The sequence below is a fragment of the Sphingomonas populi genome (genome assembly GCF_004208535.1).
In the GTDB taxonomy this organism is placed as follows: domain Bacteria; phylum Pseudomonadota; class Alphaproteobacteria; order Sphingomonadales; family Sphingomonadaceae; genus Sphingomonas; species Sphingomonas populi.
In genome coordinates, this window is sequence record NZ_SGIS01000024.1 from 28,907 (window position 1) to 53,998 (window position 25,092).

Below are 25,092 nucleotides of genomic sequence, written 5' to 3' on the forward strand. Positions count from 1 at the left end.
ATTGCTCCGCAAGCCCTTCCCGGATGGGTAGCGCGCTTCTAAGGGAGCGGCAAATATCGTGCATCAGGGGGCCGCCGCTTATGAAACTGCTCACGGGCAATTCGAACCTGCCGCTGGCGCGCGACATCGCCGCCTATCTCGAAATGCCGCTGACGCAGGCGAGCGTGCGACGCTTCGCCGACGAGGAGGTGTTCGTCGAGATTCAGGAGAACGTGCGCGGCGAGGACGTGTTCGTGATCCAGTCGACCGGCTACCCCGCCAACGACAATCTGATGGAATTGCTGATCTGCATCGACGCGCTCAAGCGCGCTTCGGCGCGGCGGATCACTGCCGTCGTCCCCTATTTCGGTTATGCACGGCAAGACCGCAAACCCGGCCCGCGCACGCCGATCTCGGCCAAGCTGGTCGCCAACCTCATCACCGTCGCGGGTGCCAACCGCGTATTGTCGGTCGATCTCCATGCCGGGCAGATCCAGGGCTTTTTCGACATCCCGACCGACAATCTGTTCGGTGCGCCGGTGATGTCGGCGGATATCGAGACTCGATTCGGCGGGCGCAATTTGATGGTGGTCTCGCCCGACGTCGGTGGCGTGGTGCGTGCGCGCGCGCTCGCCAAGCGACTCGACAACGCCCCGCTCGCGATCGTCGACAAGCGTCGCGAGCGCGCGGGCGAATCGGAGGTGATGAACATCATTGGCGATGTCGAGGGGCGGTTCTGCATCCTGATCGACGATATCGTCGATTCGGCCGGCACGCTCTGCAACGCCGCCGCCGCGCTGAAAGAGGCGGGTGCGTCGGGCGTGGTCGCCTATGTCACGCACGGCGTACTCTCGGGCGGCGCGGTCGCGCGCGTCGAGGCGTCGGCGCTGGAGGAACTGGTGATTACCGACTCGATCGGCGCGCACGAGATCATCAAGGCCGCCAAGCGAATCCGCCATTTGACGATCGCGCCGCTGGTCGGCGAGGCGATCAAGCGGATCGCTGACGAGAGTTCGGTGTCGAGCCTGTTCGACTGAACCCTCCGTTCGTCCCGAGCGAAGTCGAGGGACATGCCCAACGGTCGCGCACGGTGTCTCGACTTCGCTCGACACGAACGGTCTTGAAAATCGTAATTCGGGGCAGGCGTTACACCACCGCGTCCCACACCAGTTTCACGCCCACCACGACCATCAGCACGTAGATCGCGCCGTAAAAGCGTTGCGGTGACACGCGCCGTACCAGCCACACGCCGGCGAAGGTCGAGAGAATCGCGACCGGCATCAGCAGCGCCGCCGTGGTGAGGTTGCGCGGCGTGAACTGGCCGAGCGCCCAATAGGCCGGCACTTTCAACCAATTGGTTGCCGCGAAGAAGATCGCGGTGGTGCCGACCAGCACGTCGCGCGGCAGCCGGCGTGGCAGCACCCAGAGCTGGAAGGGCGGCTGGCCCGCGTGCGCGATCTGGCTGGTGAAGCCCGAGACGACGCCGGCGAGCGTCCCCACCCAGCCGGGCGACTTGGCCGCCGGTACGTCGCCGCCGCGCCGCTCCAGCCACAGCCGGTACAGCCCGAACACGATCGAGATCGCGCCGACCAGCCCGAGCACAGCATCTGGGTCGACATGCGCGGCGAACAGATAGGCGAGCGCGATGCCGATCACCGCGCCGGGCAGCATCCACGCGAGCACGAAACCGTCCCAGTCGCGCCGGAACGCCCACACGCTCACCACGTCCTGGACGATCAGGATCGGCAGCAGGATCGCCGCCGCACGGACCGGCGACACCGCCATCGCGAGGATCGGCAGCGACAGCGCGCCCATGCCGGCGAATCCGCCTTTGGAGAGGCCGAGCAGGATCACCGCCGGCACCGCCAGCGCATAGAACAGCAAAGATTCGCTCATCGCGCGGCGGGCGCCCGCACGCCGGCCCGCGCGCGGCGCTTGAGCTCGGCCTTGAGCGCTTCCGGCTTGGGCGCGTAGAGGAAGCCGAAGCTCACCGTGCCGTGCTTGGTCTCGACGACATGGTGGAGCCGGTGCGCCTGTACGATCCGCTTCATATAGGTGGAGCGCGGCACGTAGCGGTGCGGCACGCGAGCATGAACGATCACGTCGTGGAAGCCGAAATAGATCGCGCCATAAGCGGCGATCCCAGCGCCGATCCAGGTGAAGCCCGGCCACCAGCCAAGCTGCACCCCGCCGAGCAACAACACGAACGACGGCACCGCGAAGATCGCGGCGTAGAGATCGTTCAACTCGAACCGGCCGTGGCGCGCGCGGTGATGGCTGGCGTGGAGGAACCAGCCCGGCCCGTGCATCACCCAGCGGTGCGCGGCATAGGCGAACAGCTCCATGCCGGCGACGGTTGCGAGGAAGAGGAGAAGGGCATTGGTCCACGGCATGCGCAACGCTATAGCGCCGGGATGGCCGAGACGCGACGCCTGATCCCGCTTTTGCTCGTGGCTGCGCTCGCCGGCTGCTCGTCGCCCGAGCAAAAGCTGCGGGCCGGGTTGGTTGGCGCGGGCGTGCCGCAGTCGATCGCGAACTGCATGGCACCGCGGATGACAGACCGGCTCTCGTTCGCGCAGTTGCGGCGGCTCGGCGAGATCAAGGCGCGCCGCGCGCGCGGCGTCGGCGAACTGATCCGCGAACTGCGCGCGCTTAACGATCCCGAAATCGTCGATGTTACCGCAACCGCAGCGGCGCTGTGTGCGAGCGGGCTTGCTCGATAACGTCTCGCAATAGCGTTAGGGGTCAACAGTCGCTTGCCCATACCGCGCTGCGGGGGTGGATTCGCGCGGGCCGCTGTGCTTTAGGCGGAGCAACTGTCCGCAAGTCGAAAGGCGCGCTCCATGAATATTCACGAATATCAGGCCAAGGAACTGCTCGCGAAATATGGCGTGCCGGTGCCGGCAGGCTACGCCGCGATGACCGTCGAGGAGGCCGTCGAGGTTTCCAAGAAGCTGCCCGGGCCGCTTTACGTCGTGAAATCGCAGATCCACGCCGGTGGCCGCGGCAAGGGCAAGTTCAAGGAACTGCCGCCTGAGGCCAAGGGCGGCGTCCGCCTCGCCTGGAGCGAAGAGGAAGTCCGCGCGGCGGCGACCGACATGCTCGGCAACACGCTGGTGACGATCCAGACCGGCGAGCACGGCAAGCAGGTCAACCGCCTGTATGTCACCGATGGCGCCGACATCGAGAAGGAATTCTACCTCGCGCTGCTCGTCAACCGCGCCAGCGGCCGCGTATCGATGGTCGTCTCGACCGAAGGTGGCATGGACATCGAAACCGTCGCGCATGACACGCCCGAGAAGATCCACGCGATCGACATCGACGTCGCGACCGGCTTCATGCCGCATCACGGCCGCGCCGTTGCCGCAGCGCTCGGCCTGACCGGTGATCTCGCCAAGCAGGCGGCATCGACCGCGTCGAAGCTGTACGATGCCTTCCTCGGCACCGATGCCGAGCAGATCGAGATCAACCCGCTCGCCGTCACCAAGCAGGGCCAGTTGCTCGTGCTCGACGCCAAGGTCGCGTTCGATGGCAACGCGATGTTCCGCCACAAGGATCTGATGGAACTGCGCGACGAGAGCGAGGAAGATCCCGCCGAGCTCGAAGCTTCGAAGTACGACCTCGCCTATATCAAGCTCGACGGCGACATCGGCTGCATGGTCAACGGTGCTGGCCTCGCGATGGCGACGATGGACATCATCAAGCTGAACGGCATGTTCCCCGCGAACTTCCTCGACGTCGGCGGCGGCGCCAACAAGGCGAAGGTGACGGCGGCGTTCAAGATCATCCTCGCCGATCCGAATGTGAAGGGCATTCTCGTCAACATCTTCGGTGGCATCATGAAATGCGACATCATCGCCGAGGGCATCGTCGCTGCCGCCAAGGAAGTGAACCTGTCGGTGCCGCTGGTCGTCCGCCTCGAGGGCACCAACGTCCAGCAGGGCAAGGACATCCTCGCCAATTCGGGCCTCGCGATCGTTCCGGCGAACGATCTCGGCGATGCCGCGAAGAAGATCGTCGCCGAGGTTCAGAAGGCCGCGTAAGCGGTTTGCAAAGCTAACAGCGGCCGGTTTGCAACTTTACATTTGCCAACCGGCCGCCGCATCGCCCACGGCAGCCTCCGAAGCGCCGTGTCGCGCGAAGAAACGTTGAGAGGACTGCCGCATGAAGGTGCTGGTGCCGGTCAAGCGGGTGCTTGATTACAATGTGAAGCCACGGGTGAAGGCGGACGGGACGGGGATCGACCTCGCCAACGTCAAGATGAGCATGAACCCGTTCGACGAGATCGCCGTCGAAGAGGCGATCCGCCTCAAGGAAAAGGGCGTGGTCACCGAGATCGTCGTGGTCTCGATCGGCGAACCCAAATCGCAGGATACGCTCCGCACCGCGCTGGCGATGGGCGCCGACCGCGCGATCCTCGTTACCTCCGATACCAAGGTCGAGCCGCTCGGCGTGGCCAAGCTGCTCAAGGCGATCGCCGACGAGGAACAGCCCGGTCTGGTCATCCTCGGCAAGCAGGCGATCGACGACGACAACAACCAGACGGGGCAGATGCTCGCTGCCTTGACCGGCTGGGGGCAGGGTACGTTCGCTTCCAAGGTCGAGGTCGAGGGCGATTTCGTCACGGTCACGCGCGAAGTCGATGGCGGTGCCGAGACCGAGAAGCTCAAGCTTCCCGCGATCGTGACGACCGACCTGCGCCTGAACGAACCGCGCTACGCCTCGCTGCCCAACATCATGAAGGCGAAGTCCAAGCCGCTCGCGACGAAGACCGCTGCCGATTTCGGTGTCGATGTGTCGCCGCGCTTGACCACGCTCAAGGTGGTCGAGCCGGCCAAGCGTTCGGCGGGGATCAAGGTCGCCGATGTCGATGAACTGGTCGGTAAGCTGAAGGCGATGGGAGTCGCGAAATGAGCGTTCTGGTTTGGGTCGAGCATGACGGCGCCACCGTCAAGGATGCCACGCTGTCGACGGTGACCGCCGCCGGCAAGCTCGGCGACGTGACGTTGCTGGTTGCAGGCGAAGGCGTAAGCGGCGCAGCCGAGGCTGCCGCGAAGATCGCCGGCGTGACGAAGGTGCTGGTCGCCGACGACGCCGCGCTCGCGCACGCGCTGGCCGAGAATGTCGCACCGCTGATCGTGACGCTGATGGCCGACCATGACGCGTTCCTGGTGCCCTCCACCACCAACGGCAAGAACATCGCGCCGCGCGTCGCTGCTTTGCTCGACGTGATGCAGATTTCCGACATTCTCAGCGTCGAGAGCGCGGACACGTTCACGCGCCCGATTTACGCGGGCAATGCGATCGCGACGGTGCAGTCGAAGGACGCCAAGAAGGTGATCTCGGTGCGCGGCACCGCGTTCGAAAAGGCGGCGACCGAAGGCGGTTCGGCGACGATCGAGCCGGTCTCGGGCGCGGCGGATGCGGGTGTGTCCACCTATGTCGGCAGCGAGATCGCCAAGTCGGAGCGTCCTGAACTGACCTCGGCGAAGATCATCGTCTCGGGCGGGCGCGCGCTTCAGAACGGCGAGAACTTCCACGCGCTGATCGAGCCGCTCGCCGATAAGCTCGGCGCGGGCGTCGGCGCGAGCCGCGCGGCGGTCGATGCGGGCTATGTCCCCAACGACTATCAGGTCGGCCAGACCGGCAAGATCGTCGCGCCCGAGGTGTATGTCGCGATCGGGATTTCCGGGGCGATCCAGCATCTCGCCGGCATGAAGGATTCGAAGACGATCATCGCGATCAACAAGGACGAAGACGCGCCGATCTTCCAGGTCGCCGACATCGGGCTGGTTGGCGATCTGTTCAAGATCGTGCCGGAGTTGACGGAGAAGCTGTAGGATCGGAGCGAAGCTCCGATCCGGTGCGCGCGAGCGAAGCAAGCGCGCAACGCTTCGACCGGCCGGCGCGGCCAAAGCCGCGACCGACGACGCGGGATTTACTCCCGCGTCGCTGCCCGGCAAGCAAACGCGTATGCTGGCCGCTGACACCCTGACCCTCGAACCCCACGGCGCGGAACGTCTCGACCGCGCCGCCCTCGCGATCCTCTCCGACCTGCTGGCGCTGGCCGCCACCCTCCCGACAGAACGCGCCGGCACCCGCCTGCACGGCATTCCGGCACTCACAGCCCTGCTCGCGCGCGACGCCGCGCTTGGCACCATCGCCAGCACCCGCCTCGGGCCGCACAGCCGCGCGGTCCGCGCCATCCTCTTCGACAAGACCGCCGACACGAATTGGGCGCTCGGCTGGCACCAGGACCGGGTCATCGCCGTGCGTGAGCGAATCGAGACGCCGGGCTACGGGCCGTGGTCGGTCAAGCAGAATATGGTCCACGTTGCTCCGCCAGCCGCGTTGCTGGCCGGGATGCTGACGATGCGGGTGCATCTCGATGCGGTGCCGGCAACCAACGCACCGTTGCTCATCTCACCCGGCTCGCACCGGCTGGGCCGGATCGCGGAAGACCGCATCGACGCGGTCGTCCGCGATCACGGCAGCGTCGCGTGTCTCGCCGATGCGGGCGACGTCTGGCTCTACGCCACGCCAGTCGTTCATGCGTCGGCGCTCGCTATGCAGCCAAAGCGACGTCGGGTTTTGCAGATTGATTTTGCCGCGTGCTACTTGCCGAACAGGCTGGAATGGCTCGGCGTGTAGGCGCGGGAACCGTGCGCCCCGCCTCGCGTTCAGAACATACACAGAACATGCGAGGCAGATCATGACCGACCATCCGCACAACCCCAAGCTCGACGCGCATCCGGGTTCGAATACCGAGAAAGACCCGGCCGACTGGGTATCCGGCGACGAGCCGATGACCGGCGCGCAGGCGAGCTATCTCACCACGCTCAGCGAGGAGGCCAAGCAAGCGCCCCCGCCCGAGGATCTGACCAAGGCCGATGCGTCGAAGCGGATCGATGAACTGAAGGGCGCGCTCGGGCGATAGTCCGGCGCTTACCTGCCGGGCGCGGGGCATAGGTGCCTCGACAGGCTCCGCACAAACGGAGTGGTGCTGTGACCACGCCCGCCCCCGAACGCAAACGCCCGGCGCGACTCGAGTCGCGGCCGGGCGATTCGCGACTTTACTTGGGCGAAAGCACCATCAGCATCTGGCGGCCTTCCATGCGCGGATAGGCTTCGACCTTGGCGGTCTCGGCGGCATCGGCCTGGACGCGCTGGAGGAGCTGCATGCCGAGTTGGCCGTGCGAAAGCTCGCGGCCACGGAAGCGCAGCGTCACCTTGACCTTGTCGCCCTCACCGATGAACTCGATGATCTTCTTCATCTTCGTATCATAATCATGATCGTCGATGTTTGGACGCATTTTGATCTCCTTGATCTCCTGCGTCTTCTGCGACTTGCGTGCGAGGTTGGCTTTCTTCTGCGCCTCGTATTTGAACTTGCCGACGTCGAGGAACTTGGCGACGGGCGGATCGGCGTTGGGCGACACTTCGACGAGGTCGAGCCCGACCGCCTGCGCCTGTTCGAACGCCTCGCGCGTGTACATCACACCCAGATTCTCGCCGTCCTGATCGATCACGCGGACCTTGGGCGACTGGATGAATTCATTGAAGCGCGGGCCGTTCATCGGCATCGGCGCGCCCTGCGGGCGCCGGATCATGGGAGGACGTATGGGTATTGCTCCTGAGGTTTCAGACCCGTCTATATAGGGGATTTCGCGCGCGTGCGAAAGGTGCGGCAGGGCCGAACCGCATCATTTCCGTCATATTGAGTGGATTTAACCGCGCATTGCGCTGATCCGACCGGCGGGGAGACCCTGCTCCGGCAGCGGGTGCCCGTGAGCACCCGCTGATCCGGGAGAGTGGTGCGGTCGAGAAGACTCGAACTTCCACGGCCTTTCGGCCACAACGACCTCAACGTTGCGCGTCTACCAGTTCCGCCACGACCGCACGTGATACACCGGGAGACCCCGGTGGCTGGCAGGCGAGCGCCACTAGCAAAGCGAATCCGGGCTGGCAACAGCAATCATCTTTTTAAAGCGGAACCTGCAAAATCTGGCCCGCCGCCCGTTCGTCCCGAGCGAAGTCGAGGGGCAAGCCAGGAGCGCAGGTACCTCGACTTCGGCCTTTCAGGCCGAAGTTTATCCTGAGCGGCTGGCTTGCCAGCCAGTCGAAGGGCTCGGCACGAACGGTTGTGATTGAACGCCCGCCGCTTAGTTTCGCGTTTCGCCCGAGAAGCTCAGCACCAGCTTCTTGGCGTTGACCGGCACGTCGAGCTTGGCGCTGTTGAAGGCGACCTGGCCGTGCGGTGCGAGCATCATCGCGTCGGGGCGGATCGTCCAGCTATAGACGAGCCGGCCGTGTTCGTCGCGCAGATCGGCGCGGATGTCGGGCACTTGCTGGCGCGAGTCGGTGGGGTTGAGCACGTTGCCGCTGATCGCGAAAATCTCGCTGCCATTGTCGAGATCGTGATGGTCGATCGGCTTGCTGACGATCCTGAGCGGGGTGTCGCGCGGGGCGAGCGTCAGGCCGAGTTGTGCCGCCAGCCCCGGCGCGCCCGAATAGAGCACGATGCCCGCCGCGATCAGCATCACCAGCCCGGCCGCGATCGCCGCCAGCGTCCAGCGCCGCGCGGGGTTGCGGCGGGGCTTGAACGGCGGGCGGTGTGCGAACGGATCGATCCGGCCGGTGTAGCTTGCATCCTCGAACACGCGCGGCGCTTCCGGCGCGGCTTCGGGTTCGGGCGCGGCGGGCGCGACTGCGACGGGTTCGGGGGCGGTTGCGATCGGCTCGGGCGCTTCTTCCTCGACGATCTCGACGCCCGGCTGGAACCAGCTATGCCGGCAACTCGCGCACCGCACCGTGCGTCCATCCACGCCGATCGCGGTATCGGGGACGAGGTAACGGGTTCGACAATCGGGACATTCAAGGATCATGATACGCAGTCCGAGGCAGCGGCCACCTGCAGCCCCGCCCCGAATCTAAGCATCCGGCGCGCGCGGTGGCAAGTCTTTCGAGTCGCCCGGCTTGAAGCATCGCGCCGGATCGTGCGATGGGCTTGCGCTGGGGCATGGCAAGGAAGCGAGCGGCAAACGCCGGGATCAATGGCGAACATCGTCCAGTTCGAGAATGTCGGCCTGCGCTACGGCACGGGCGCGGAGACCTTGTCCGACGTGAGCTTCACGTTGTCGAGCGGCGCCTTCTATTTCCTCACCGGCACGAGCGGCGCCGGCAAGACCTCGCTGCTCAAATTGCTGTATCTCGCGCAGCGCCCGACGCGCGGCGGCATCCGGCTGTTCGGCGAGGATGCGGTGACGCTGCCGCGCGCGCGCCTGCCCGGCTTCCGCCGGCGGATCGGCGTGGTGTTCCAGGATTTCCGGCTGGTGCCGCACCTTTCCGCCTATGACAATATCGCGCTGCCCTTGCGCGTCTCCGGGGTGGCGGAGAGCGACATCGACGCGCCGGTGCGCGAGATGTTGGCGTGGGTCGGGCTCGACCAGCGCATCGACGCCAAGCCGCCGACGCTGTCGGGCGGCGAGCAACAGCGCGTCGCGATCGCGCGCGCGGTGATCGGCCGGCCCGAGATCCTCGTCGCGGACGAGCCGACCGGCAACGTCGATCCCGACATGGCCGAGCGGCTGCTGCATCTGTTCGATTCGCTCAATCGGCTCGGCACCACCGTCGTCGTCGCGACGCACGATTTCCATCTGCTCGGGCGCATTCCCGACGCGCATATGATGCGGCTCGACAAGGGCCGCTTGCTCGATCCGACGGGTTCCTTGCGCTTCCCCCCGCCGGGCGAGGCGGCATGAACATCGGCTTCATCACCGCCGCCGCCGACCGCCGGCTGCTCGACGAGCGGCGCGGCACGCGCGCGATGATGTGGATCATGGCGATCATGCTGTTCCTCACCGCGCTCGCTGCAGCACTCGGCCTCGCCACGCTGGCGGCGACGACGCTGCTCGACCGGCAACTGGTCGGGCGGCTGACCGTGCAGATCGTCGAGCCGTCGGCACCGGCGCGCACCGCGCAGACGGCGGCCGCGCTTGCCGCGCTGCGCAGGGCGCCGGGGGTGCGCAACGCGGTCGAGGTCGATCGCGACCGGCTCGCCACGCTGCTGCGGCCGTGGCTGGGGGCGGACGGCGCCGATCCCGACCTGCCGATCCCGGCGATGATCGACGTCGATCTCGCCTCGGGCAGCGCCGCTGCGGTGGCGGCGGTTTCGGCGGCGGTGACGCGCGCCGCGCCGTCTGCGCGAGTCGACCGGCACGAGAGCTGGATGTCGCCGGTGAGCAGCTTCATGCGGCTCGTCACCTGGCTGACCGCAGGGCTGGTCGCGCTGATCGCGGGGGCGACGGCGGCGGTGGTGATCCTCGCCGCGCGCGCCAGCCTGGAGACTCACCGCGAGACGATCGAGGTGATGCACATGCTCGGATCGACCGACATGCAGATCGCGCGGCTGTTCCAGCGCCGCATCGCGCTCGACACGCTGCTCGGCGGCGCGCTCGGCACGGTGCTGGCGGTGGTGGTGACGGCGGCGATGGGCGCGCGACTGGCCGCCTTGGGGTCGGACCTGCTCGACGGCCTCTCGCTCGGCCAGCGCGACTGGGCGGTGCTGGCGATGCTGCCGTTCGCCTTCGCGCTGCTTGCCACGGTCGCGGCGCGCTACGCGGTGCTGGGCGCGCTGAGGAAGATTTTGTGATGCGCGCCACTCTCTCTTCTCTCGTCACCCCAGCGAAAGCTGGGGTCTCTCGCACGGGCGCTCGCTATCACCAGGAGACCCCAGCTTGCGCTGGGGTGACGGCACGATGATCCGCAAGCTCGTTGCCGCGCTGGCGCTGCTGTGGGGCGGCGGCTTCGGCGTGTTCCTGCTGGCGATGCCGGGACCGCTCGACGATCGCCGCACCGATGCGATCGTCGTGCCGACCGGGGGCGCGGGGCGGATCGATCGTGGGCTCGCGTTGCTCCAGCGCCACGCCGCCAAGCGGTTGCTGGTGACCGGAGTCGCGCCCGAGGTGCGGCCGATCGAACTCGCGGTCGAATATCGCGTACCTGCATCGCTGATGGCGTGCTGCGTCGATCTCGGCCACGAGGCGGTGGATACGCGCTCCAACGCCGACGAGACGTCGCAGTGGCTGCACGAACATGGCTATCACACCGTGCGGCTCGTCACCTCGAACTGGCATCTGCCGCGCGCGCGGCTCGAACTGGTCCACGCCACCGGCGACGACATCGTCGTCTATGGCGACGGCGTGGCGAGCAAGCCGCGCTTCGTCACGCTGCTCGCCGAATACAACAAGCTGATCGTGCGTTGGGTGGCACTGACGCTGGGAGTGGGCGCGTGATCGGTTTGCGGAATCTGGCTTTCGCGGTGGTGTTCTACGGCGGATCGGTGCCGTTCGTCCTGATGTCGCCGGTCGCGGCTCTGTTCGGGCAGGGCGCGTTGCTGGGCTTCGCGCGCGGCTGGATCGGCTTCCACCGCTGGGCGGCGCGCGCGCTGCTCGGCATCGAGACCCGGGTCGAGGGCGATCCGCACCTCGCCACGCCGGCGCTGTACGCCGCCAAGCACCAGTCGATGTACGAGACACTCGAACTCAGCCGAATCCTCAACCGCCCGGCGATCGTGATGAAGCAGGAACTCGCCGACATCCCGGTGTGGGGCTGGGCGGCGCGGCGTTACGGCGTGATCGTGGTCGACCGCGAGGCGTCGGCGGGGGCGCTCCGGCGGATGCTGCGCGAGGCGAAAGTGGCGCTCGAGGCGGGGCGCTCGATCGTGATCTTCCCCGAGGGCACGCGCGTCGCGCCGGGCGAGCAGCCGCCGCTCAAGGCGGGGTTCGCCGGGCTGTACCAGATGCTCAAGCTGCCGGTGGTGCCGGTCGCGCTCGACAGCGGGCAGGTGTGGCCGAGGCGGGGGCCGAAGCGGCCCGGCGTGGTGACGATCCGCTTCGGCGAAGCGATCCCGCCGGGCCTGCCGCGCAAGGAGGCCGAGGCGCTGGTGCATGCGGCGATCAATGTGCTGGAGAAAGCCTGACCGAGTGGTTGAAGATGGCTGAGGTTGTCTATCGGATGCGCGGTACGGGGCGTGTCACTTTTGGGCGTGCGGGCAAGCGGACGCGCCCGTCGCAGGCTTCGAAACGGGGCGGGCTTGGGTGGCGCTGACAGTGTCAAAGAGCGTGCGCGGGACTATGGCCGAAGCGGTGCGTGTAGGACAGACCCAAGGCAGCGCTTATCGAACAGTGGAAAGACGTGCAAAGTGGAATGGCCGCTTTAGGGCGCGAACGGAGAATAACGGACCGCCATTTTTTATCTTCGCAGACGACACTAAGCATGGCAGTGCTACATGTAAATCAGATAACGGGGGATGGTTGTGGCTTTAATTAAATGCGGGGAGTGCGCGCGTGAAGTCTCCGACAAAGCATCGGCTTGCCCCGGATGCGGCGCACCAGTTAGCATTTCGGAGACGACTGCCACGGCGCCGGACTCGGTTTCTTTTGAAGACGGACGCTTCAAGGGAACTCGCGCGATGGTCCTTGATCTCGCGGTTAAGGCGGTCCAGGCCGCGCGGTACAAGGTGGATCAGGTAAACGACAGTGCTGGGGTGGTGGGCTTTACTACGGGAATGACAATGGGTTCGTGGAGTGGAGTCTCTGGATCTATCGTTCTTTCGGAAGTCGAGCCATTTACGTTCGATGTTGTGGGCACCGGGAAGCAGAATGTGCGCGGCGGACAAGTTATCGCACTTGACCTTTTCGGCGAGTCGAAAGCTAAGGTTCAAAAAGTCGTTCGTGAGATGCAGCGCCTCGCGGGTTAGACGCTAACGTGCTACTTTATTGAGAGTGTCCGCTTGGGATAGCGCATGCGGGTTAGACTAATTTGCGCATCACGAATGCTCAGGTTGATAGTGGGCGGTCGTTAAAAGCCCCTCCCTGGAAGGGAGGGGTTGGGGTGGGTCGGCCCGATAGTGCTTGCCACAGCCGCCATGATCGCTTCGGCCACGCCATCGGCATTATCGCGAACATCACTGTTCCAATATCGCAAAACCCGCCAGCCAAGGCTTTCGAGAAACAGCGTGCGCGTATCGTCATAGGCGACGGCATCAAGATGCTGGCTGCCGTCGAGTTCGACCGCCAATTTGATCGCGCGGCAGGCGAAGTCGATAATATAGCTGCCGATCGGAAGTTGCCGCGTGAAGCGAGGGCGCAGGTGGCGAAGACGTGACCACAAGGCGCGCTCCTCTGCGGTCGCGGCGTTGCGCAACAGGCGGGCGTTTGCCGTCATGCGGGGTGCTACTCTGGGCACCGCGTAAGGGTGCCGTTCCTCTCTACTGAGGGCAACCCACCCCCGACCCCTCCCTTTCAGGGAGGGGAGCAGATGGTCGCAATGGGTTCCTGCTGCCATACCCCTCCCGCCGCCAGAGGGGCGCGAAGCGATCTCCGTCACCCTCACCCTTCCGCCGACTGCGTCGGCTCCCTCCCTCTCCCGTTGGGAGAGGGACATCGGCTATTCCCCCTCCGCCGTCACCCGCCCCTTGAAGCCTTGCGCCACCACGTACCATTCGGACGATCCCTTGCGGCTCGCCGGGGGCTTGGCGTGTTTTACGCTGGTGAAATTGCGCTTCAGCTCCGCGACCAGCGCCGAATCGGCGCCGCCCGCGAACACCTTGCCGATGAAGCCGCCGCCCGGTTCGAGCACGTCGACCGCGAAGGCGACCGCCGCCTCCACCAGCGCCATCGTGCGCAGCGCGTCGGTCTGCGGGTGGCCGACGGTGTTGGCGGCCATGTCCGACAGGACGAGATCGGGCGCGCCGCCGAGTTCGGCGATCAGCCGGTCGGGCGCGGCATCGTCCATGAAATCCATTTGCAGCAGGATGACGCCGTCGATCGGATCGACCGGCAGCAGATCGATGCCGACCACGCTCGCCTTGGGCGTCTGCCGCCGCACCACCTGCGCCCAGCCGCCCGGCGCGACGCCGAGATCGACGACGCGGCGCACGCCTTTCAGGAAGCCGAACCGCTCGTCGAGTTCGCTCAGCTTGTATGCGGCGCGGCTGCGAAAGCCTTCCGCCTTGGCGCGCTTCACATACGGATCGTTGAGCTGGCGTTCGAGCCAGCGCGTCGATTGCGCGGTGCGCTTGCGCGCGGTTTTGACGCGGGTGCGCAGGCCGCCGCCGTCGCGGCTCATTGGAAGTGGCTCAAAACACAGGTCCGTTCATGAGGCGGCGGAGGATGCCTTCGCGGATGCCGCGATCGGCCACGCCGAGTCGCTCCGCAGGCCAGAGGTCGAGGATGGTTTCGAGGATGGCGCAGCCCGCCACCACCAGATCGGCGCGTTCGTTGCCGATGCACGGCAGTTGCGCGCGCTCGGCGAGGCTCATCCGTGAGAGGTCGCTGCTGATCTTGCGCATCGAGGCGGCGGGCACGATCAGCCCATCGACGGCAGCGCGATCATAATGCGAGAGTTCGAGATGGACGCTGGCGAGCGTCGTCACCGTGCCGCTGGTGCCGAGCAGACGCGGTCGCTCGACCCGGGGCAGGCGGCGCGCGAAGCCGGCGAAGCTCTCCGCCACCGCCGCGCGCATCCGCGCATAAGCGGCGAGGCGGCCGTCCGCGCCATCGCCGTGGCCGAGGCTCTCGGTCAGCGAGACGACGCCCCACGGCGCGCTGTGCCAGTCGAGCACGACCGGATTGGGGCCGCGCGTATCGACCAGCACGAGCTCGGTCGAGCCGCCGCCGATATCGAACACCAGCGCCGGCCCGTCGCCCGGTTCGATCAGCGCATGGCAGCCGAGCACGGCGAGCCGCGCCTCCTCCTCGGCGGTGATGATGTCGAGGTGAATGCCGGTCTCGGCATAGGCGCGCGCGATGAAATCGGCGCCGTTGGCCGCGCGTCGGCACGCCTCGGTCGCGACCGCGCGCGACAGCGTGACGTTGCGGCGGCGCAATTTGTCCGAACAGATTTTCAGCGCGGCGACGGTGCGCTCGATCGCCGCGTCGCTGAGCCGCCCCGACGAGGCGAGTCCTTCGCCGAGCCGCACGATTCGCGAAAACGCGTCGATCACCGCGAAGCCCGCACCCTGCGGCCGCACGATCAGCAGCCGGCAATTGTTGGTGCCGAGATCAAGCGCGGCATAATGGCGCGCTCCGGCCCATTGCCCACGCACCTCCTTGGGAGCCGGATGGGCGGGAGGTTCCTCCCGCCGACGCGGCATTCTGGGCGAATGATCCGCCATGCCGTCAACTCACTCTCTACATCATCTGCCGTTGCGACATGCCGGAATGGCCCGCGCCCGGTGCTTGGCCGCCACGCTACCGCAGGCGCGCCGATGCGGCAAGCCGCCGACGCCATCGGTTGACAGCCCCGCGCGCGCCACCTAAGGGACCAGCCCGCGTTGCCCCGTCGTCTAAAGGTAAGACTACGGACTCTGACTCCGTTAATTGAGGTTCGAATCCTCACGGGGCATCCAGCGGTTTTCCAATAACGGACTGTAATAGCGCGATACTTTCGTGGAGCGTCAAATGCGCTCCAACGGACGCGCCCTCTGCATATTGCGGAAGGCTCGGTCACGCGCGAGCCGCGGCGATGCTGGCGCCCCCCCTTTTAGGCCGCTCCCGGTCGAAAAGGGCGATTCGGTATCCTTTGGCAAGTGTCGCCAAGGCCGCCTTTTTCATAGCATGCCGACGAGCCACTGCCGCAGCGACTTTCGCGGCACATCGGCTCGCTGGGGACGATCCGCGCCATTATAACCTCGCGGCGGACATAAGGGGGCGGGATGCAGGTCAAATCCTACGGTGCGGTGATGGGGTTGCTGATGCTCTCGTCGGCGTGCTTCGCGCAGGATTTCCAACACACGTCGCTCAAAGGGGTAAGATACTTCGAGCCGATGGAGATGTATCTGCAGCGTGTCGTCGACAGGAACGGTAAGCGCAATGCCATCTGTGTGGTCGGTGAGAGCACGGGCGAACCTGTGCCTAATGCCATGGTGTATTGGCCGATCGAGCGAAAGCTGATTTTATGGGAGGCCAGCGTGGACGATCCTGACCCGATCAGTCGATCGAGGCGCTATCTCGATATTCGCCGCGACGTCGTCTTGGGTGACGACGTCCATGGCAGCACCTATCTCGTCACCCGCAAATGGGTGGATCAGGTCATTGCCGCCTGCAAGCGCTACGGCACCTCGTTCACAATCATCAAGTCGGACGGACGTCACGACCGGCGTTAGCTTTACGAGCCGACGCTGGCGCGAACGGCGTATCTCGTGCCACCTCAATATCCAGACGACCATGGGCCATCGCTATACTTTTAATGGATAGCTTGAACGTACAAGGTCTTTGTCGCCGGGAGAAGCAGGAATTACGTCGGCGCTTGCTCAACAAGCAGACAGCAAAGTGTCGACGGCTTCTAAATGCACGGACATTTTCACGCGGGTCGACGTCGCAGACGGGCGCGCATGGATGCTGCCGAACGGCACGGAGGTCTTTGCCGGCGATCTCCCCGAGGACGGGCAGAAGCTTGTCTGGGCCACGCACCACGCACTGGTCTCCGACCTCCATCAACAGACGCTCGGTGAGACCGATATCGCGTGGACGTCGAAGCCGAGGCAGACGCCTATGCCGAAAGGAATGACAAACCGTTGAGCCACCTATGGGGCCATGGTAGTTTGCGCCCTATGCTTACGATGGTATTCCTTCTCACCGCTATGGCCTTGCCACAGGACAGGGTCTCCGCTGATCCTGTCCCTGGCATGTTGCCCAACGGCGTGGGGGCCGATGAAGTGGCCATCTCGGCGATTACCGATGCCTCCGTTCAAAGGTGCGTCCATTTTTTTGAGCAAGAACTGGCTCCCCAGGCGGGAATGCGCATCGACCGGCGTGCAATGACATCCAGCCCGAATCTCGGGCAAATCTGGCGCGCAGATGCGGTGAGCATCAGCAAGCCTGTGCGGGCTTCAAGATTTGTTTGTACGAACGCTGGTAAATCGATCGAGCCGCTTGATGCGGCAGGCGCGGAGTAAGCTAGAGCATCGACCCAATCGGGTGATTCACGATTGGCTGGTTTCGTGCGAGGCGGGCGAGATATCCCAGATCGTATGTGTGATCGTAAACTCTGAAGATGCCGCCCTGGTCGGCTTCGACGCGCGCGAGACCGTGACGATCCCGCCGCTCGCCGACGAGCATCTGCCGCACTGGAGCGCGATGCAGGCCGAACGCGCCGCGCTCGCGAACGTGCTCAGCCGCCGCGAGCCCGCCGCGCGCTACGCCGGGCCAGCCCGCGCCTGAGCGACCGGGCGCGCCGCGCGACCCCGCCGGCGCGCCCGCTTGCCGCCCCGCCGCGTCCCACGCTCGGACGCGGCGGCGCGGTCGCTCGCGGCGGTCTCGCGCGCCTCGGTCGCCAGCGCGCGCAGCAGCGTATCGACCGGGGGCAAAGCGGCATCGCCCGCCGCCGGGCACACCTCGGCCACCGCCACCTCGGGCGCGCACTCCCCGGTCATCGCCCACAGCGCCTCGTCGCCTGCGAACAGCGTGACATCCTCGACCGGCATCACTGGCTCCTGCGTCAGCCAGGTCGGCTCGTCGGCCTCGTCGCAGCGCACGAACGGCGCGGTCGGATCGTCGAGCTGCGCCGCCGCCGCGTGCATGCCGCCCTGCTCGATCACAGCATCCGCCGCCCGCTGGCGCGCCGCGCAATCGGCCAGCGCCGCCGCGATCGCCGCCTCCGCCTGCGCGTCGAGCGCCACCCCGGCGAAGTCCTCCAGCGCTCGCGCCGCCGCATCGCCACGCTCGGCCCCGCCCGCATCGCGCCCGTCGCCCGAGATAACCGTCCGCACCGTCGTCGTAGACGCCCGCGCGACCGCACCCCCGTCCGCGCTCCCCGCCTCGGCGCGCGTGCTGAAATACTCGACCTTGGTGCGCCGCCCCTGCGCATCCTGCCCGTAATGGCGCAGGCAGAACATCAGCAGCGCGTCATTGGTTTTCCGCCGATATCCGGCGAGCTTGCCGCCCACGAACACCGGCACCAGATACCCCTCGATCGCGCGCTCGAACGCGACATCCTTCAAGCGCTGCACCCCGAAATCGAGCGCCGCATCCCACGCCCGCCGGAACTCCTCAGCCCCCGGCGCCCGCCTGAGCGTATAGCAATTCGCCTGCGCCATATTGACCATCCGCGCCGCCCGGCTGACCGCTCCGGTATCGGCCAGCGCCTCGATGAACGCCTTCTGCCGCGCGGGCGTCCAGCCATCATGCCGGTATTTGCGCGGCACGGGTGCGAAGTCGGGGAGGGCGGGGCGGTCTTCGCGCGGGATGGGGGCGCGGTTTTGCATGGGTGGTGGCTCCCGTGGCTGGTGATGCGGGAGTGGTAGGTATGTCAGGTTGGGGGCTGTAGGACAGGGGTTTGTTTTTTGTTTGTTCTTGCGAAGCGTGGGCTGTCAACGATACGATGAATTCGTACTTAGGAGGCTCAATCAAATTGGGCGCAGCGGGGACGGGGCGGGATGGCTATCAAACGTTGGACCGAAGCTGAAACCAAGCGCGCTCTCTATCTCTATTTTCAGCTTCCGTTTGGGCAACTTCATTCTGGTAACACGGAGATAATCGCGCTTGCGCGTATGTTCGGTCGCACGCCTTCCTCAATAGCCATGAAACTCGCCAATTTTGCTAGTTTAGATCCGAAAATAACGAATTCTGGACGTAAGGGATTGGTGGGAGCTACCGCTTTGGATAGGCAGGTTTGGGCCGATTTCAACGGTGATTGGACTCGTCTTATAGCCGATGCTGAGAACTTCGTTCCTTCAGAATTAGGTGAGGATAATACGCTCAAAGAAGAAAGGCGCGATTTCATCTATGAGCCTTTCTCTGGGGAAGCGACGACAGTCGCAGCGATTATCGAGCAGAGAGTGGGGCAGAATTTTTTCCGCCGCGCTGTGTTGGCAAACTATGACAATAAATGTTGTGTGACAGGTATCGCAGACCCAAGGCTGCTAAATGCAAGCCATATCGTACCGTGGAGTGTTGATAAGAAAAATAGACATAACCCTGAAAACGGATTGTGTCTTTCTGCTACATTCGATCGAGCCTTTGATCGAGGATTGATGGCTGTTGATAAAAGCGGGAGAGCACGATTTTCCGATGGTCTGCTGAAAAGCGAAAGCGCTGAAACGCGCTCTTTCTTTCGACCATACGAGGGCACGGTGCTTCTCGAAGCAAGCCGGTTCAATCCGAATTCCGAGTTTTTACAGTGGCACCATGAAAATTGCTTTCTGGGGTATCACGGCAATGTATAATAGTCTCGAAAGTTCATTGACGTATTTTGAATATTGCTATCGTGACGCCTCTAATTTCAAGGTACACGGAGCCATTGCGATTAGCGGAAAGATTTCCGTGAAAGATCGCGAAGCTATTTTGATACGGCTTGAAAGTGAGGAGTTCTTCATCGCGGAGCAAGTTGGCTTGCCAACTTTATACAAAGATCTTTACAGATTTAGTAATGGTCCTACATCGGAAGATCATTGCTGGCACGAATTCATAGCGTTCAGCGACATGCATTCCAGTAAAAACGACTTGGAAGTTTGGGGTGCGGCAAGCAAGCTCGTCGAAAACTTTAACTCGGTAAAAGACTGGGATTGTCGACTTTCACCGCACGGCCGTTAATAAATGTACGAGCTGCGATGCGTAATTGAGCTTATAAGGCTTGATGAGCTATTTTCAGCCTTTGAACTGATACCGGAAGTTCTCTTCGTGGCGCTGGGCTTGGCAACACTTAATTGGCGGTGCGGTTTAGAGGTGGCTATAATTGTACCCGCCGCGGCAAAGTCGCGTCGTCGGCCGCCGCTGTAGCGGCGCCGGCCGGGCCGGCTGCCGGAAGCGCGCCGTAGCTTGCGCTACGGCGCGCGCAGCCGTCCTCAGGCGGCCTGCTTAGCCCGGCTCGCGCGCTTGCGCTCGTTCGGGTCCAGATAGCGCTTGCGCAGCCGGATCGACTTCGGCGTCACCTCGACCATCTCGTCGTCGTCGATATAGGCGATCGCCTGTTCCAGCGTCATCTTCTTCGGCGGGGTCAGGCGGATCGCGTCGTCCTTGCCGCCGCTGGCGCGGAAGTTGGTGAGCTGCTTGGCCTTCATCGGGTTGACCTCGAGGTCATCCGGCTTGGCGTTCTCGCCGACCACCATGCCCTCGTACAGCGCCTCGCCGTGGCCGACGAACAGGATGCCGCGCTCTTCGAGCGGCCCCAGTGCGTAGCTGTTGGCTTCGCCGGCGCCGTTCGAGATCAGCACGCCGTTCTTGCGGCCTTCGATCTTGCCCTTGTGCGGGCCGTATTTCTCGAACAGCCGGTTCATGATGCCGGTGCCGCGCGTGTCCGACAGGAACTCGCCGTGATAGCCGATCATCCCGCGCGACGGCGCGGAGAAGGTGATGCGGGTCTTGCCGCCGCCCGAGGGGCGCATGTCGGTCATCTCGGCTTTGCGCAGGTTCATCTTCTCGACGACCGTGCCCGAATATTCCTCGTCGACGTCGATGATGACGGTTTCGTACGGCTCGGTCTTCTTGCCGGTCTCGTCCTCGCCGAACAGCACGCGCGGGCGGCTGATGCCGAGTTCGAAGCCCTCGCGGCGCATCGTCTCGATCAGCACGCCGAGCTGAAGCTCGCCGCGCCCGGCGACTTCGAAGCTGTCCTTGTCCTCGCTCTCGGTCACCTTGATCGCGACGTTCGATTCGGCTTCGCGCGCGAGTCGGTCGCGGATCATGCGGCTCGTCACCTTGCTGCCCTCACGGCCCGCCATCGGCGAATCGTTGACGGCGAAGCGCATCGACAGCGTCGGCGGATCGATCGGCTGCGCGTGGAGCGGCTCGCTCACGCTCGGGTCGCAGATCGTGTTGGAGACGGTCGCGGTGGTGAGGCCGGCGATCGAGATGATGTCGCCCGCGTTCGCCTCGTCGGTCGGCACGCGCTCGAGGCCCCGGAAGGTCATGATCTTGGAGGCGCGACCGGTCTCGACGATCTTGCCGTCGTTATCGAGCGCGTGGATCGGCATGTTGGTCTTGACCGAGCCCGAGAACACCAGGCCGGTGAGGATGCGGCCGAGGAAGTTGTCGCGGTCGAGCAGCGTCACCAGGAACTTGAACGGGCCGTCGGGATCGGCCGCAGGCGGCGGCACATGATCGACGATCTTCTGGAACAGCGGCTTCAGCGTGCCCTCGCGCAGCGTGTAGTCGCCTTCATTGGCATAGCCGTTGCGGCCCGATGCGTAGAGCACCGGGAAGTCGAGCTGCTCGTCGGTCGCGTCGAGCGTCACGAACAGGTCGAACACCTCGTCGAGCACTTCCTGGATGCGCTCGTCCGGGCGATCGACCTTGTTGACGACGACGATCGGCTTGAGGCCCAGCGCGAGCGCCTTGCCGGTGACGAACTTGGTCTGCGGCATCGCGCCTTCCGACGCGTCGACCAGCAGGATCACACCGTCGACCATCGACAGGATGCGCTCCACCTCACCGCCGAAATCGGCGTGGCCGGGGGTGTCGACGATGTTGATGCGCGTATGCGTGCCGCTGCCGTCATCCCACTCGACCGAGGTGCATTTCGCGAGAATCGTGATCCCGCGCTCCTTCTCGAGATCGTTCGAATCCATCGCGCGCTCTTCGATGCGCTGGTTGTCCCGGAACGTGCCCGACTGACGGAAAAGCTGGTCGACGAGAGTGGTCTTGCCGTGATCGACGTGCGCGATGATGGCCACATTGCGGAGGCTCATGAAATACTGCCCGATGCTTTTGAGTGAAAAGGATTCCCGGCGCCGATAGCCTAAATGGCGCCTGACGGAAAGGGGGCGTCAAAAACCCCAAAACAAAGCCGCCGCCCCCTTTCGGGAGCGGCGGCGATGGCACGATGCGGCGGAGCTCAGAAGCTGACGCGCGCGCCGATGCGGATGAAGTAGAGCGACGGTTTGATTTCGGCCACGCTCGTGTTCGGCGTAATCGGCAGAGTGTAATTGTACTTCGCGCAGGTGTTGGTGTCGACAGTGGCGCACGTCACCGAGATGACGTCCTCGACATACGGGAAAGCAGCTTGGCGGAAACCACCCCATTTCTTGTTGAGTAGATTGGGGAAGTTCTGGATGTCACCGAACAGGGTTAGTTTCGACTTTCCGACGAAGAGGGGTAATTCCTGTGCTACATGAAGATCCATTTGAGTATAGGCGCGCGAGCGGACGACGTTGCGCGGCAATATTTTGCCGCGATAACGCTCCAGACCGTTATCGACGATGATCTTGTCGAGCGCGGCGGCAACTTCGGGCGTCATGTTGATCAGCGGGTCGTTCGGGCCGGTCGGCACGTACAGGAGGAAGCGATCGTCACGACCGGTCACACCGAACACGGAGCTTCGGTTTCCCGTGCCGAGATCCTGCATGGTGATGCTGTACGGCCGCCCGGCGTTGGTTGAGCCAAACAACTGGAACGTCGTCGTGTTGTCGCCGAAGAAGGCGTGGTGGAAACCGACGCCATACTTGAACGACCACTTGGACTGGTCGTTGCTGACGCCATAGGCCGCGCCGCTGCCGTCGAGAAACGCGCCGTTGCCGTAGTTCGAACCCGCCGTCGATGAGGTCGCCGGGGTCTGATCCTTCACGTCCTGCAGCGTGTACGACACGTCGAGATCGAGACCGAAATCGAAGGTCTTGGCTGCACGAACCACGCCAATATAGCTGCGGCCCTTGCTCGTGTTGGCCAGAATGATGTCAGTGTTGGTATCTGAGCCGATCAGCGGGCCGTAGCGGGTGCGGCCATCCGGCAGCGTGCCGATCGGGATCGAGCGGAGATCGGTGAAATACACCTGATCCTTGACCTTGCTCCAGTAGAAGTCGGCGCCGAAGTCCCAGCCGCCGCCCAGCAGGTTGTTCGGCGTCCAGTCCGCCGATAGCGTGCCCTTATAGACCGACGGTATGCGGAAATCGCGGCTGAGCGCGTTGATGTTGGCGAGCGAATTGGGGCCGTTCGGGATCAACGCCTGAAGCTGCGCCGGGATCGTAGCGCCGCCCGGATTGTGCAGGATCGCGCTGGCGATCGCCGGATCGATCGATGCGCCGTTCAGCGTGTAGGTGTTGGTGCCGGTGCGGTTGATCGTCAGGCTGGTGATGCCGACCCCGCCGATGCCGGCGCCCGCGCTAGAGTAGCTGTTCGACAGATACACATCCGGCGAACCGCCGCCGAAGATGCCGAAGCCGCCTCGGATCGAGATGTCTGAAACTGGCTTGTAGTTGAAGCTCACGCGCGGCTGGAGCAGGCCGAGGCCCGAATAGTTCAAGGTGTTTGGGAAGCCGTAGCGTGCGGTGAAGCCGGGGTTTAGCGGCACCGGCGAGTGCGAGCCGTACAGGTCGTACCGCACGCCAGCCGTGATCGTCAGTTGGTCGTTGACGCGCCAATCGTCTTGCAGGCCGAACTGGTACTGCTGGTAGCCGAAGCTGGCGGCGGCGTCGTTAGGGTTGCCGGTTGCTGCGTTCTGATAGGTGACCGAGCTAGCCGTGCGGGACGCCAGATCTGCGGTCGAGTCATAATACCAGTTGCCGCGCGTGTTCTGCAGGAACAGGTTGAAGATCTTCACCTGATCGTACTGGGTATACAGCTTGATGTCGTGGTTGCCGGCATTGTAGCGGATCAGGAACGAACCCGAATACGTATCGGTGTTGAAGACGTTCGACTGGCGCGAGCTGTCCGGGCCGAAGGTGACCACCGGGTTGCCGCCAACACCCGGGGCGCCACTGCCGCAGGCGATGAACGAATCACCATTATTGCCGTTAGTAATGCTGGTCGCTGCGGTGCAGACGCGGTTTTGGCCGAAGGCATTGCCGCCGAGCGAGAGCTGACCGCGATCATAGCTCTTGTAGAGGAAGCGTGCCTCGGTGGAGAGGTGATCGGTCCAGTCCGAGTTCAACTGGACAATGCCGGCGCGCAGCAATTCGGTCGCCTTATAGGCGTCCGACGACAGGCCAAGTTGGGGCGTGGACCTCGACGTGTTCGAATTTTGAAGAAAGTTCGTTTCGTCATAAGCGTTGATGTAGCTGAGTGAGAGCTTCTGACGATCCGAAATATTCCAGGTGATCTTACCGACGATCTTCTCGTCCTTATCGGACGACGAGGTCAGCACGCCGCCCACGTTATAGTCCGGGAACGCGGTCTTAGCGGCACTGGTGACGCTGTCGATCAGCGACTGGGTCAGGTTCGGCACCTGCCCAGGTGCAGGCGACAGCGGGTTGCCTTCCGTGTTCCGCTCACCTGAGACCATGAAGAACAATTTGTCCTTGATGATCGGGCCCGACAGCGTGACGCCGTACGTCTTGCTGTCGAAGTTGAGCTTGGTGGCGCCGAGGCGACGCGCATCGCCGGTCAGGCCGTCGCTGTTGTAGCTGAAGAATCCGCTGCCGTGGAACTTGTTGGTGCCGCTCTTCAGAATGGCGTCCATCGCGCCGCCCTGAAAACCGCCCTGTCGCACGTCATACGGCGCGACCGAGGTCGAGAACTGGCCGATCGCGTCGAGCGGCACCGGGCCACGACGGGTCGGGTTGGCGTCCGAGTTGAGACCGAAATTGTCGCTGACGGTGACGCCGTCGACCGAGAATTTGTTGTAGCGCGGGTTGACGCCAGCGAACGAAATCGCCTTGCCGCCGCCCGAACCCGACGTGTCCTCGAAGCGCGCGAACGGATCGCGGCGCGCCAGATCGCGGATGTCGCGGTTGACCGAAGCCACGCGCGCGATGTCGGTTGCGGTCAGGATCGTCTGCGGGCCGTCCGAGCGGACGCCGGCGCCCTGCACCCGGTTGGCGGTGACGACGATGTCGGAGCCGCCAGTCTGCTCGGCGAGGTCGACCGGGAGGTCGTAGGGCTGGCCGACGACGGTGAAGATGTCGGTGATGGTCGAATTGCCCTGCGCGCTGGTCACGGTCAGCGTGTACGGACCACCTGCCTGCAGGCCGTTGAAGTTGAACGAACCCGAACTGTCGGTGGTCGCTGTCGAACGCGCGCCAGTGGTGCTGCTTTCGATGACGACCGCAGCGCCAGCGACCGGAGCACCTTGAGCGACTACGCTGCCGCGCACGGTAGCCGTCGTTTCCTGGGCGCTGGCCGCAGCCGGCATCACCAAGGCGGCGATCGCTGCGCCCATAAGCAGTTGATTACGCATGTT

General features: G+C 64.5%; 27 protein-coding genes and 2 tRNA genes. 18 read left to right on the forward strand and 11 right to left on the reverse strand.

What is annotated here, in order from left to right; genetic code table 11:
• Nucleotides 1-80: 80 nt before the first annotated feature.
• Nucleotides 81-1,016, forward strand: a complete 936-nt coding sequence (locus tag EWE75_RS15360) for a ribose-phosphate pyrophosphokinase (RefSeq protein WP_069204104.1) — start codon at nt 81-83, stop codon at nt 1,014-1,016.
• Between the two features lie 109 nt (nt 1,017-1,125).
• Here EWE75_RS15360 and EWE75_RS15365 read toward each other — a convergent pair whose 3' ends face one another.
• Together EWE75_RS15365 and EWE75_RS15370 are read right to left on the reverse strand one after the other, a co-directional pair.
• Nucleotides 1,126-1,875 (reverse strand): sulfite exporter TauE/SafE family protein, encoded by a 750-nt coding sequence (locus EWE75_RS15365; protein ID WP_130158997.1) that lies wholly within the window; start codon nt 1,873-1,875, stop codon nt 1,126-1,128.
• Nucleotides 1,872-2,372, reverse strand: a complete 501-nt coding sequence (locus EWE75_RS15370) for a sterol desaturase family protein (RefSeq protein WP_130158998.1) — start codon at nt 2,370-2,372, stop codon at nt 1,872-1,874. The genes EWE75_RS15365 and EWE75_RS15370 overlap by 4 nt, the downstream gene beginning before the upstream one ends.
• A 21-nt stretch (nt 2,373-2,393) precedes the next feature.
• Here EWE75_RS15370 and EWE75_RS15375 point away from each other — a divergent pair, with 21 nt between their 5' ends.
• The 6 genes from EWE75_RS15375 to EWE75_RS15400 all read left to right on the forward strand — a co-directional run bounded on the left by EWE75_RS15375 (nt 2,394) and on the right by EWE75_RS15400 (nt 6,916).
• Nucleotides 2,394-2,702: a hypothetical protein gene (locus tag EWE75_RS15375; RefSeq protein WP_130158999.1), complete on the forward strand. Its 309-nt coding sequence runs from the start codon at nt 2,394-2,396 to the stop codon at nt 2,700-2,702.
• A gap of 120 nt (nt 2,703-2,822) precedes the next feature.
• Nucleotides 2,823-4,022 (forward strand): ADP-forming succinate--CoA ligase subunit beta, encoded by a 1,200-nt coding sequence (gene sucC, locus EWE75_RS15380; protein WP_130159000.1) that lies wholly within the window; start codon nt 2,823-2,825, stop codon nt 4,020-4,022.
• A gap of 121 nt (nt 4,023-4,143) precedes the next feature.
• Nucleotides 4,144-4,893 (forward strand): electron transfer flavoprotein subunit beta/FixA family protein, encoded by a 750-nt coding sequence (locus tag EWE75_RS15385; RefSeq protein WP_069204109.1) that lies wholly within the window; start codon nt 4,144-4,146, stop codon nt 4,891-4,893.
• Nucleotides 4,890-5,819, forward strand: a complete 930-nt coding sequence (locus tag EWE75_RS15390) for an electron transfer flavoprotein subunit alpha/FixB family protein (RefSeq protein ID WP_130159001.1) — start codon at nt 4,890-4,892, stop codon at nt 5,817-5,819. The genes EWE75_RS15385 and EWE75_RS15390 overlap by 4 nt, the downstream gene beginning before the upstream one ends.
• A 133-nt stretch (nt 5,820-5,952) precedes the next feature.
• Nucleotides 5,953-6,630, forward strand: a complete 678-nt coding sequence (locus EWE75_RS15395) for a phytanoyl-CoA dioxygenase family protein (protein ID WP_130159002.1) — start codon at nt 5,953-5,955, stop codon at nt 6,628-6,630.
• A gap of 61 nt (nt 6,631-6,691) precedes the next feature.
• On the forward strand, nt 6,692-6,916 hold the full coding sequence (locus tag EWE75_RS15400; RefSeq protein WP_130159003.1) for a DUF3072 domain-containing protein: 225 nt from the start codon (nt 6,692-6,694) through the stop codon (nt 6,914-6,916).
• A gap of 136 nt (nt 6,917-7,052) precedes the next feature.
• Here the strand turns inward: EWE75_RS15400 and infC are convergent, their stop codons facing one another.
• The 3 genes from infC to EWE75_RS15415 all read right to left on the reverse strand — a co-directional run bounded on the left by infC (nt 7,053) and on the right by EWE75_RS15415 (nt 8,864).
• Nucleotides 7,053-7,589: a translation initiation factor IF-3 gene (gene infC / locus EWE75_RS15405; protein ID WP_069204113.1), complete on the reverse strand. Its 537-nt coding sequence runs from the start codon at nt 7,587-7,589 to the stop codon at nt 7,053-7,055.
• Between the two features lie 202 nt (nt 7,590-7,791).
• Nucleotides 7,792-7,878: transfer RNA gene (locus EWE75_RS15410), tRNA-Leu, on the reverse strand.
• A gap of 263 nt (nt 7,879-8,141) precedes the next feature.
• Entirely contained in the window at nt 8,142-8,864 is a 723-nt protein-coding gene (locus tag EWE75_RS15415) for an MJ0042-type zinc finger domain-containing protein (RefSeq protein WP_130159004.1), read from the reverse strand.
• A gap of 168 nt (nt 8,865-9,032) precedes the next feature.
• On the opposite strand from EWE75_RS15415, the gene ftsE reads away from it, so the two are divergent.
• The 5 genes from ftsE (at nt 9,033) to EWE75_RS25090 (ending at nt 12,739) form a co-directional block, all read left to right on the forward strand.
• A complete protein-coding gene (gene ftsE, locus EWE75_RS15420) occupies nt 9,033-9,740 on the forward strand; it encodes a cell division ATP-binding protein FtsE (RefSeq protein ID WP_130159005.1) in 708 nt (235 codons plus the stop codon).
• Nucleotides 9,737-10,630 carry a cell division protein FtsX gene (locus EWE75_RS15425; protein ID WP_130159006.1) on the forward strand — a complete coding sequence of 298 codons (894 nt, stop codon included), beginning with the start codon at nt 9,737-9,739 and terminating at the stop codon, nt 10,628-10,630. Before ftsE ends, EWE75_RS15425 begins: the two co-directional genes overlap by 4 nt.
• 106 nt (nt 10,631-10,736) lie before the next feature.
• Nucleotides 10,737-11,273, forward strand: a complete 537-nt coding sequence (locus EWE75_RS15430) for a YdcF family protein (protein ID WP_130159041.1) — start codon at nt 10,737-10,739, stop codon at nt 11,271-11,273.
• Nucleotides 11,270-11,959 carry a lysophospholipid acyltransferase family protein gene (locus EWE75_RS15435; protein WP_130159007.1) on the forward strand — a complete coding sequence of 230 codons (690 nt, stop codon included), beginning with the start codon at nt 11,270-11,272 and terminating at the stop codon, nt 11,957-11,959. The genes EWE75_RS15430 and EWE75_RS15435 overlap by 4 nt, the downstream gene beginning before the upstream one ends.
• Before the next feature lie 492 nt (nt 11,960-12,451).
• Nucleotides 12,452-12,739 carry a hypothetical protein gene (locus tag EWE75_RS25090; protein WP_165388408.1) on the forward strand — a complete coding sequence of 96 codons (288 nt, stop codon included), beginning with the start codon at nt 12,452-12,454 and terminating at the stop codon, nt 12,737-12,739.
• A gap of 101 nt (nt 12,740-12,840) precedes the next feature.
• Here the strand turns inward: EWE75_RS25090 and EWE75_RS15445 are convergent, their stop codons facing one another.
• The 3 genes from EWE75_RS15445 to EWE75_RS15455 all read right to left on the reverse strand — a co-directional run bounded on the left by EWE75_RS15445 (nt 12,841) and on the right by EWE75_RS15455 (nt 15,157).
• Entirely contained in the window at nt 12,841-13,206 is a 366-nt protein-coding gene (locus tag EWE75_RS15445; protein ID WP_206364781.1) for an endonuclease domain-containing protein, read from the reverse strand.
• A 222-nt stretch (nt 13,207-13,428) separates the two neighbouring features.
• Nucleotides 13,429-14,109, reverse strand: a complete 681-nt coding sequence (locus tag EWE75_RS15450; protein ID WP_130159008.1) for an RlmE family RNA methyltransferase — start codon at nt 14,107-14,109, stop codon at nt 13,429-13,431.
• A 10-nt stretch (nt 14,110-14,119) separates the two neighbouring features.
• Complete coding sequence (locus tag EWE75_RS15455; RefSeq protein ID WP_206364782.1) at nt 14,120-15,157, reverse strand: Ppx/GppA phosphatase family protein; 1,038 nt, start codon at nt 15,155-15,157, stop codon at nt 14,120-14,122.
• A gap of 160 nt (nt 15,158-15,317) precedes the next feature.
• Here EWE75_RS15455 and EWE75_RS15460 point away from each other — a divergent pair.
• The 4 genes from EWE75_RS15460 to EWE75_RS15480 all read left to right on the forward strand — a co-directional run bounded on the left by EWE75_RS15460 (nt 15,318) and on the right by EWE75_RS15480 (nt 17,204).
• Nucleotides 15,318-15,391 (forward strand) — tRNA-Gln (locus EWE75_RS15460).
• A 306-nt stretch (nt 15,392-15,697) separates the two neighbouring features.
• Nucleotides 15,698-16,147 carry a hypothetical protein gene (locus EWE75_RS15465; RefSeq protein ID WP_130159009.1) on the forward strand — a complete coding sequence of 150 codons (450 nt, stop codon included), beginning with the start codon at nt 15,698-15,700 and terminating at the stop codon, nt 16,145-16,147.
• Between the two features lie 360 nt (nt 16,148-16,507).
• Nucleotides 16,508-16,939: a hypothetical protein gene (locus EWE75_RS15475; protein ID WP_165388409.1), complete on the forward strand. Its 432-nt coding sequence runs from the start codon at nt 16,508-16,510 to the stop codon at nt 16,937-16,939.
• Nucleotides 16,940-17,018: 79 nt separating this feature from the next.
• On the forward strand, nt 17,019-17,204 hold the full coding sequence (locus EWE75_RS15480) for a hypothetical protein (RefSeq protein ID WP_130159011.1): 186 nt from the start codon (nt 17,019-17,021) through the stop codon (nt 17,202-17,204).
• Here the strand turns inward: EWE75_RS15480 and EWE75_RS15485 are convergent.
• On the reverse strand, nt 17,180-18,247 hold the full coding sequence (locus tag EWE75_RS15485; protein WP_130159012.1) for a hypothetical protein: 1,068 nt from the start codon (nt 18,245-18,247) through the stop codon (nt 17,180-17,182). The two genes, EWE75_RS15480 and EWE75_RS15485, sit on opposite strands and share 25 nt — an antisense overlap.
• A 171-nt stretch (nt 18,248-18,418) precedes the next feature.
• Between EWE75_RS15485 and EWE75_RS15490 the strand changes: the two genes are divergently transcribed.
• Both EWE75_RS15490 and EWE75_RS15495 read left to right on the forward strand, forming a co-directional pair.
• Nucleotides 18,419-19,207 carry an HNH endonuclease gene (locus EWE75_RS15490; protein ID WP_130159013.1) on the forward strand — a complete coding sequence of 263 codons (789 nt, stop codon included), beginning with the start codon at nt 18,419-18,421 and terminating at the stop codon, nt 19,205-19,207.
• A gap of 97 nt (nt 19,208-19,304) precedes the next feature.
• Complete coding sequence (locus EWE75_RS15495) at nt 19,305-19,574, forward strand: hypothetical protein (protein WP_130159014.1); 270 nt, start codon at nt 19,305-19,307, stop codon at nt 19,572-19,574.
• Nucleotides 19,575-19,825: 251 nt separating this feature from the next.
• On the opposite strand, the gene typA is transcribed toward EWE75_RS15495, so the two are convergent.
• Both typA and EWE75_RS15505 read right to left on the reverse strand, forming a co-directional pair.
• Nucleotides 19,826-21,667: a translational GTPase TypA gene (gene typA / locus EWE75_RS15500; RefSeq protein WP_130159015.1), complete on the reverse strand. Its 1,842-nt coding sequence runs from the start codon at nt 21,665-21,667 to the stop codon at nt 19,826-19,828.
• Between the two features lie 146 nt (nt 21,668-21,813).
• A complete protein-coding gene (locus EWE75_RS15505; RefSeq protein ID WP_130159016.1) occupies nt 21,814-25,089 on the reverse strand; it encodes a TonB-dependent receptor in 3,276 nt (1,091 codons plus the stop codon).
• Between the last annotated feature and the right edge of the window lie 3 nt (nt 25,090-25,092).

What these genes read in the sequence shown, in the direction of transcription:
- EWE75_RS15465 (WP_130159009.1), top strand. Translation starts at nt 15,698, where the DNA reads ATGCAGGTCAAATCCTACGGTGCGGTGATGGGGTTGCTGATGCTCTCG.
- EWE75_RS15400 (WP_130159003.1), top strand. Translation starts at nt 6,692, where the DNA reads ATGACCGACCATCCGCACAACCCCAAGCTCGACGCGCATCCGGGTTCG.
- EWE75_RS15395 (WP_130159002.1), top strand. Translation starts at nt 5,953, where the DNA reads ATGCTGGCCGCTGACACCCTGACCCTCGAACCCCACGGCGCGGAACGT.
- EWE75_RS15415 (WP_130159004.1), bottom strand. Translation starts at nt 8,864, where the DNA reads ATGATCCTTGAATGTCCCGATTGTCGAACCCGTTACCTCGTCCCCGAT.
- infC (WP_069204113.1), bottom strand. Translation starts at nt 7,589, where the DNA reads ATGATCCGGCGCCCGCAGGGCGCGCCGATGCCGATGAACGGCCCGCGC.
- EWE75_RS15485 (WP_130159012.1), bottom strand. Translation starts at nt 18,247, where the DNA reads ATGCAAAACCGCGCCCCCATCCCGCGCGAAGACCGCCCCGCCCTCCCC.
- EWE75_RS15370 (WP_130158998.1), bottom strand. Translation starts at nt 2,372, where the DNA reads ATGCCGTGGACCAATGCCCTTCTCCTCTTCCTCGCAACCGTCGCCGGC.
- EWE75_RS15375 (WP_130158999.1), top strand. Translation starts at nt 2,394, where the DNA reads ATGGCCGAGACGCGACGCCTGATCCCGCTTTTGCTCGTGGCTGCGCTC.
- EWE75_RS15445 (WP_206364781.1), bottom strand. Translation starts at nt 13,206, where the DNA reads ATGACGGCAAACGCCCGCCTGTTGCGCAACGCCGCGACCGCAGAGGAG.
- EWE75_RS15490 (WP_130159013.1), top strand. Translation starts at nt 18,419, where the DNA reads ATGGCTATCAAACGTTGGACCGAAGCTGAAACCAAGCGCGCTCTCTAT.
- EWE75_RS15385 (WP_069204109.1), top strand. Translation starts at nt 4,144, where the DNA reads ATGAAGGTGCTGGTGCCGGTCAAGCGGGTGCTTGATTACAATGTGAAG.
- EWE75_RS15390 (WP_130159001.1), top strand. Translation starts at nt 4,890, where the DNA reads ATGAGCGTTCTGGTTTGGGTCGAGCATGACGGCGCCACCGTCAAGGAT.
- EWE75_RS25090 (WP_165388408.1), top strand. Translation starts at nt 12,452, where the DNA reads ATGGTCCTTGATCTCGCGGTTAAGGCGGTCCAGGCCGCGCGGTACAAG.
- EWE75_RS15360 (WP_069204104.1), top strand. Translation starts at nt 81, where the DNA reads ATGAAACTGCTCACGGGCAATTCGAACCTGCCGCTGGCGCGCGACATC.
- typA (WP_130159015.1), bottom strand. Translation starts at nt 21,667, where the DNA reads ATGAGCCTCCGCAATGTGGCCATCATCGCGCACGTCGATCACGGCAAG.
- EWE75_RS15425 (WP_130159006.1), top strand. Translation starts at nt 9,737, where the DNA reads ATGAACATCGGCTTCATCACCGCCGCCGCCGACCGCCGGCTGCTCGAC.
- EWE75_RS15505 (WP_130159016.1), bottom strand. Translation starts at nt 25,089, where the DNA reads ATGCGTAATCAACTGCTTATGGGCGCAGCGATCGCCGCCTTGGTGATG.
- ftsE (WP_130159005.1), top strand. Translation starts at nt 9,033, where the DNA reads ATGGCGAACATCGTCCAGTTCGAGAATGTCGGCCTGCGCTACGGCACG.
- EWE75_RS15450 (WP_130159008.1), bottom strand. Translation starts at nt 14,109, where the DNA reads ATGAGCCGCGACGGCGGCGGCCTGCGCACCCGCGTCAAAACCGCGCGC.
- sucC (WP_130159000.1), top strand. Translation starts at nt 2,823, where the DNA reads ATGAATATTCACGAATATCAGGCCAAGGAACTGCTCGCGAAATATGGC.
- EWE75_RS15455 (WP_206364782.1), bottom strand. Translation starts at nt 15,157, where the DNA reads ATGGCGGATCATTCGCCCAGAATGCCGCGTCGGCGGGAGGAACCTCCC.
- EWE75_RS15430 (WP_130159041.1), top strand. Translation starts at nt 10,737, where the DNA reads ATGATCCGCAAGCTCGTTGCCGCGCTGGCGCTGCTGTGGGGCGGCGGC.
- EWE75_RS15365 (WP_130158997.1), bottom strand. Translation starts at nt 1,875, where the DNA reads ATGAGCGAATCTTTGCTGTTCTATGCGCTGGCGGTGCCGGCGGTGATC.